Source organism: Paraburkholderia sp. RL17-373-BIF-A, assembly GCF_046030175.1.
In the GTDB taxonomy this organism is placed as follows: Bacteria; Pseudomonadota; Gammaproteobacteria; order Burkholderiales; family Burkholderiaceae; genus Paraburkholderia.
The window spans coordinates 1-6,884 of the sequence record NZ_JARESO010000126.1; the positions used below are offsets into that span (position 1 = coordinate 1).

The 6,884-nt window shown below is 62.0% G+C and carries 4 protein-coding genes and 2 pseudogenes; 3 read left to right on the plus strand and 3 right to left on the minus strand.

The annotated features are described in order from the left end of the window. Both P0D80_RS47885 and P0D80_RS47890 read right to left on the minus strand, forming a co-directional pair. A partial coding sequence (locus tag P0D80_RS47885; protein WP_408295207.1) for a DUF4158 domain-containing protein occupies positions 1 to 222 on the minus strand: 222 nt, incomplete at its 3' end. Between the two features lie 72 nt (positions 223 to 294). Further along, positions 295 to 1,116, minus strand: a complete 822-nt coding sequence (locus tag P0D80_RS47890; protein ID WP_408295210.1) for a DNA-binding protein — start codon at positions 1,114 to 1,116, stop codon at positions 295 to 297. Between the two features lie 193 nt (positions 1,117 to 1,309). On the opposite strand from P0D80_RS47890, the pseudogene P0D80_RS47895 reads away from it, so the two are divergent. Together P0D80_RS47895 and P0D80_RS47900 are read left to right on the plus strand one after the other, a co-directional pair. After that, positions 1,310 to 2,454, plus strand: a pseudogene (locus P0D80_RS47895) (tyrosine-type recombinase/integrase). A 136-nt stretch (positions 2,455 to 2,590) separates the two neighbouring features. Then, positions 2,591 to 5,996, plus strand: a pseudogene (locus P0D80_RS47900) (DEAD/DEAH box helicase). A 264-nt stretch (positions 5,997 to 6,260) separates the two neighbouring features. Here the strand turns inward: P0D80_RS47900 and P0D80_RS47905 are convergent. Then, positions 6,261 to 6,419 carry a hypothetical protein gene (locus tag P0D80_RS47905; protein WP_408295213.1) on the minus strand — a complete coding sequence of 53 codons (159 nt, stop codon included), beginning with the start codon at positions 6,417 to 6,419 and terminating at the stop codon, positions 6,261 to 6,263. Here P0D80_RS47905 and P0D80_RS47910 point away from each other — a divergent pair. After that, on the plus strand, positions 6,412 to 6,861 hold the full coding sequence (locus P0D80_RS47910) for a hypothetical protein (RefSeq protein WP_408295216.1): 450 nt from the start codon (positions 6,412 to 6,414) through the stop codon (positions 6,859 to 6,861). The genes P0D80_RS47905 and P0D80_RS47910 overlap by 8 nt on opposite strands. The last annotated feature ends 23 nt before the right edge of the window (positions 6,862 to 6,884 follow it).

Genomic DNA, 6,884 nt, shown 5'->3' on the forward strand with positions numbered 1-6,884 from the left:
ATCCTGGTCGTAGTCGAAGAACTGGTTCTTTGCCTTGAAGTAGCCGAGTTGCAACGTCAGGTGCGCGGCGACCGAAGCCGTACGTGAATGAACGAGCTGCTGTTCGGCCTCGCCCAGCTCGAAGTACGCGTGCCGGTCTTCATCGGTAAAGCGTGGGAGTGCGTACAGTTCGTCGATTTCGTGGCGGGTCAGGATCGACAGTCGATGCGAGTTGGCTGCCATGGGAGCCTGTATTTGTTCTTCGATGTTTGGGCATGCCGCGGCGCACAGCTATGCTGACGTGATACCTGGCGTTTAGCGCGGCCGTTTCGTCGGACGTGTTGACTGAGGACCGGTGTGCGTCCTGATCTGACCTTGCAGTGACGCGACCTGCTGGGCCAGCGTATCGCGCTCCCGCCGCAGCTCGCGTGCTTCGTCCATGACGCTGGCAAGCTGCTTTTCGTGCCGATCGGCGAGCCGCCGCTGCTCGGCGGCGTCGGCAGACAGGCGCTGGAAGTCACCGACGAACTGTTCGTTGCGCTGCTGGGTCTTTGCAAGCGCAGCTTCGGCGCGACGCTGCGCTTCGCGTGCTTCATCGGTCTGCATCATGACGCGCTTTTGTACGCCTTCGAGCCGGGCGGTCGCCTGATCGACTTCCGCCCGCAAGGTGGTCTCATGCCCGGCGCGGGCGGCATGCAGCGCCTCAAGCTCGCGCGTATGCGCTTGTTGTACATCGCGCAGTGCCTGCTCCGATTGCGCGCGCAGGGTATGCGTTTCGGCCTGAAGAGCTGCTGTGTTGGCCGTCGCCAGGGACTCTGCGCGCATCGCCGCGCCCGTCGCTTCGGTCTCAAGCTCTTCGCCGCGTTGCGCGAAGGCCTGTTCGCCATGTTCGACCGCGAGCGCCCAGACCGACAGCATCGCGTTTGCAACCGCCGGCGGCAGCGCGGCGCTCAGTGCATCGACGCGTGCCTGCTCGTCCTTCCACACCTTGAGCTCGTCCTTGATCGTGGTGCGACTGCCTTGGCAGATCTCGGCATAGATCAGGTCGACAGTCAGGTCGTGTGGTCGGCGACCCGCCACCACGAGTCGGGCGGCGGCCTGGCGGGTCAGCAGGCGGGTATCGCTGATGCGGCTCATAGGGCTGTTTGGCCGGTGAAACCGGCCGAGGTGGATGGGTTGGGAGAGGAAATCGAATCGTATATTACCGTATAACAGTATATGTATAACGGTATATGTATAACGATATCCGTTTGAAATTTACGATAATCCGTATAATCGAAAGTAACTTTGCTGTACGCTGCGAAAACCCGATTCCGGAACGCGTCACACCATGAAGCTCCCCGTCACGCCCGTCGAACCCGTTCTGGCTATCGTGTTGCCAACCGCGCTCGACGGCAGCCTTGGCACCAACCGCGCGAACGGCAAACACAGGCAGATCGATGCCGACACCGATGTCGAAGCCGTGCGCCTGTGGCTTGCCGAATACGCCGCGTCGCCGCACACGCTGCGCAGCTACCGCAAGGAGGCGATACGCCTGCTGCTGTGGACCACCCAGACGCTGGGCAAGCCGCTGTCGAGCCTCACGCGCGAGGACTTTCTGCTCTACGAGCGCTTCCTCGCGTCGCCAACGGGCGATTGGGCCGATCCCGATCGGCCGCGCAAAGGAAGCGCGAGGCGACTGTTCGAGGGGCCGCTGTCGGAGCGTAGCCGGCATCAGGCGCAGGGCATCCTCTCGGGCCTGATGACGTACCTGGTGAGCGCCGGCTATCTGGCCGGCAATCCGCTCGCGTTGCGACGCGGCCGCAATACTTCGATCACGCGCTGTGGGACCACGTGCTCGCGAGCGTCGAGCAGTGGCCGCGCCTGACCGAACGCGATGCGCAGCACTACGAACGCAGCCGATGGCTGATCCGCCTGCTGTATCACGCGGCCCTGCGCGCCTCGGAAGCCGCCCACGCGAAGGCGGCGGACTTTTATCAGCGTCGTGGAAAATGGTGGCTGCACGTCGTCGGCAAGGGCGGCGCCGAGGGCGAGGTGCCGGTCAGTGACACGTTGATGGCGGATTTTGCGCGCTACCGGGCCTTTCACGGCCTGTCGCCAGTGCCTTCCGCGAGTGAGGCCGGACCGGCCGTGATGAGCATCGCCGGCGACGATGCGCGGCATCTGACACCTGCGGCGATCTACCTGATCGTCAGGGACGTCTTTCGACGTGCCGCTGACGTACTCGACACCGCCAACCCGGTTGGCGCCACCACGCTTCGCCTGGCCTCAACCCACTGGCTGCGTCACAGCGCTGCGTCGCATCAGGCGGATGCCGGCACCGACCTGCGCTTTATCCAGAAGAACCTGCGGCACGCGTCGATCGAGACCACCGACATCTATCTGCACGCCGAAGACGACCGGCGACATACCCAAACGACACGCAACAATGAACATCCAGGCGAGCCGTCCCGCCAGTCGAAGGCGCTCGCGTAAAATATGCCCCCATCACCGGCAATGGATGCCGGAGGCAAACTCAGGCAGCCATGTAGCGGGCGCAGTCGCGACGTTTCCTCTGCACACCTGCGTTGCTGTCATCACCGGCTTGAACATGCATGGAAGGGTTTCCCTGATGTCGTCAGTTTTCTATGACCGCGCGCAGATCACGCACTGGTTAGGCTCCCACACGATCGCCAAGGGGCGTAAGTACGTCCACGCCGTAGCGGGTTTGCGCTGGCACGACCGCACGCTCAGCGGCAAGGTCAAAGGCTCGGCGTGGCAGCCCTATGAGACGGATGTGCATTTCTACGAGTCCGTAGACGGGCTCTGGATCGAAAGCGAATGCACCTGCCCGGTTGGCTTCGACTGCAAACACGCGGCAGCGCTGCTTCTCGCGGAACTCGAAAAATTGTCCGGCCCCATACCAAGACCCAGAGCAAGACCCGTGGCAACACCCAGCGTGCGTCCCGAACTCGTGAGCTGGCTGGAGACCTTCCGCACGCAGCGTGCAGCAGCGGTGCCCGGCGCGAAGAAGGCCACCGCGAAGCCCACACATGCGCTTGCCTACGTGCTGGTCTGGGTGGACCACCGCCAACGTCACGAGGTTCAGACCTACAAGGCGGGCTTAAGCAAGGACGGCACGCTCGGCGCGTGCGCCGAGTCATGGAACAACGTTGAGGCTGCCCTCGTCAAGCCGCCAAAATTTGTCACCGCCGACGACCTGATACTGCTGCGCGGATTATGGCTGGGACGATCCCGTGAAGATTACGGGGCCTTTGCGCTGCAGGGTACAAACGGTGCCGACGCCCTGTCGAAGCTGGTGGCGAGCGGGCGCTTCTTTGTTGGGCACAAGGCAGCGCAAACTTCGTATATGCAGCTGGATTTATCGGCAGCGGGTCCCGCACTCGTTCAGGGGGCTGAACGACCGGGCCAGATCGCATGGCAGACGCAGGCCGACGAGCGCGTGCGACCGGTAATACGCACCGAACCGGACGCCGCCATGGTCATCGGGACGGAACCCGCGTGGTATGTTGACACGCAGGCCGGCGAAGCGGGCAGCGTGCAAATGCCGATGCCACTGGAATCGTTTCGGGATTATCTGTCGATGCCGCCGATCTCGCTGGCCGAAGCGCCACTCGTGGCTGCGGTGCTGCGCGAGAGCGCACCGGATCTGCCGTTGCCGCCCGCGCACGATACGTCAGCGATTCGCGTGATCGATACCGAACCTGTACCGGTCCTGTCACTCGATACGAGGCCCTTGTATGCGTCGGGCTTCAGCAATCGGGACCCCCGCAAATATGACCCTCAGGCGCATGCGCTCGATTTCGCCACGGTCAGCTTCGACTACGACGGCATGAGCGTCAATGCGGACAACAGCAAGTCGCTATTCGTGGCGCCCAATGGTGACGTGACCCAGATCAGACGTCGCCCGCATGCTGAAAAACAGCGCCTGCTCGAACTGCGCAAGGCCGGACTGCAGAAGGCCTCCCCCGGCTACGGACCGCAGTCGTTTCCTGAGGCGATGCTCGGGTTGCCACAGGCCGATTGCATGGCCAGCGTTTGTGAATGAGTCTCTGCCCCCGCTGCGCAGCAACGGCTGGCGGGTCACCATGGACTCGGCGTTTCGTTTCAATGTCATCGATATCGATGACATTGACGGGATGGTCCGCCATGCCGGTGACGGCTGGTTCGATCTGGAAATGGGTATCACGGTAGGGGATCGCACCGTGCGTCTGGAACCGCTGCTCGCTGAGCTGTTCCGGCGCGACCGGCGCTGGCTGTCCGGCGAGCTCGACAGCATTGCCGATGACGAAGCGATTGAACTCAAAACCGATCAGGGCGAACGGCTGCGCCTGCGTGCAGACCGCCTCAAGCCCGTTGTGCGGGTGCTGGTCGACCTGTTTGACACCGTAGGCGATAGTGCCCTGCGTATCTCCGAACTCGATGCCGCTCGCCTCGAGGCGCTCAACGACACGGGACGCTGGCAGTTCCACAGTGCCGCATCGATCCGCCAGATGGCACAACGTCTGCAGACCGGTCCCGGCTTGCAGGAAGCGCCGGTGCCGCGGGGATTGCAGGCGGAGCTGCGTGCCTACCAGCATCAGGGGCTGAGCTGGATGCAATTCCTGCGTGAGCACAATCTGTCCGGTGTGCTGGCCGACGACATGGGCCTCGGCAAGACGGTGCAGACGCTCGCCCACGTGCTGGCAGAGAAGGAAGCGGGCCGCCTCGACCGGCCCGCACTGATCGTTGTGCCGACGACTCTCGTGCACAACTGGCGCGAGGAAGCGCAGCGCTTCGCGCCCGACCTGAAGGTCCTCGATCTGAACGGGCCACAGCGCAGGGATCGTTTCGACGAGATTGGAGAACACGATCTCATCCTCACGACCTATGCATTACTGTGGCGCGATCAGGCCATCCTCGCGCAGCACGACTATCATCTGTTGATCCTCGACGAGGCGCAGTACGTCAAGAACGCCACCACCAAAGCAGCGGCGACCATCCGCGAACTGCGGGCGCGGCACCGCCTGTGCCTGACCGGCACGCCGCTCGAAAATCACCTCGGCGAGTTATGGGCACAGTTTGACTTCCTGCTGCCGGGTTTTCTCGGCAGCCAGAAGGATTTTACGAAGCGCTGGCGTACCCCGATCGAGAAAAACGGCGATAGCGTGCGCAGCAGTCTGCTCGCACGCCGTATCCGTCCCTTCATGCTGCGCAGGCGCAAGGATGAGGTCGCAAAAGAACTCCCACCGAAGACGACCATTGTGCGCACGGTCGACCTCGAAGGCGCACAGCGCGACCTGTACGAAACCGTGCGCGCAGCGATGCACGAAAAGGTCCGGGCCGCCGTCACGGCCAAAGGGCTGGCACGCAGTCACATCATCGTGCTCGAGGCGTTACTCAAGCTGCGCCAGGTCTGCTGCGATCCACGCCTGGTCAAGCTGCAGAAAGCCGCCCGCGTCAAGGAATCGGCCAAGCTGGACCTGCTGCTCGCGATGCTGCCGGAGCTGATCGACGAGGGCCGGCGTGTGCTGCTGTTCTCGCAGTTCACCGGCATGCTGGCACTGATTGCCGACGCACTGGAGAAGGCCGTCATCCCGTACGTCATCCTCACCGGCGACACCATCGATCGCGTGACGCCTGTGCAGCGCTTCCAGCAGGGCGAGGTGCCCCTCTTCCTGATCAGCCTGAAAGCCGGCGGCGTCGGCCTCAATCTGACGGCGGCCGACACGGTGATTCATTACGACCCGTGGTGGAATCCCGCCGCCGAGAATCAGGCCACCGACCGCGCACACCGTCTCGGTCAGGACAAACCAGTGTTCGTCTACAAGCTGATCGCCGCCGGCAGCATCGAGGAAAAGATCGTCGCCCTGCAGGAAAAGAAGGCCATGCTCGCCAACAGCATCCTGTCCGAGGACGCCGCCGGCACCGTCAAGTTCTCCGCCGATGAGCTCGACGCGCTGTTCGAGCCGATTCCAGATGTTTTGCCGGGAGCAGCGGCTCGTCCACGCGCGAGGACCGGTACGCATGGCGGATGATTTTTACGGTTTCCCCGGGCGGACAGCATCGCCCAGATCGCTTTCTAGCAAATAGATGACTCATGGACGTTATGACAGGCATAGATCACAGCCTTATGGATTGCTAACCATGCTGCCATTGAACGGATCGGCCCGCCTGAGCGGTATCGAGCCCGATGCGTGGCTCAAGGTCACCTTTGATAAACAGCCCGGCTGGCCCATTCAGCGTGCCTGCGAATTGCGGCCCCTGGCCGTGCCGGCGGCATCACCATACAGAGTTCACCTTCATGAAAATCGTCTCTGGCCGAGCTTCGACAGGCCCATAGCGCTGAGCTGTACCGACTCTATCTGGCCCTCGGCAAAATGCTCGACGATCCGCAGCGCACGTTGCAAGTACGCCAGCACCTGCAACTGGGCATGAGCGTCGGCTACGTCGATGATCAATTTTCTCAGGCTCCACAGCAAGGATTTCACTATGGCAATGACGGCGTTTTATGAACGATTTCGAGATGTGGCATCCAAAGAAATGCGGGCGGTTATCGTTTCTGCTGGCACACCGATCCCTGCTGACGAATATGGTTTCGTCGAATTCTTCTGCGCCGATAAGAGTTGTGACTGCCGTCGAGTATCCCTTCAGGTCGTAGGTCAACTCAGCGGCGCCAAGATATGGGCAACGATTAGTTATGGATGGGAGAGTGAACGCTTCTATCGAAAGTTAGCAGGGGAAGGTTGGAGCCGTCCGATCCTTGACCCATTCAATCCACAGTCGGCTTACTCTGCATTCTTCCTCAACGTATTCGAAGACATGATCCGGGACAAGGCCTACGTTGATCGGCTCAAGCGCCATTACAAAATGTTCAGAAGTTTCCAACCTGCAGCGGGTTGAAGGCGAAAATTTCTCGTAAGACC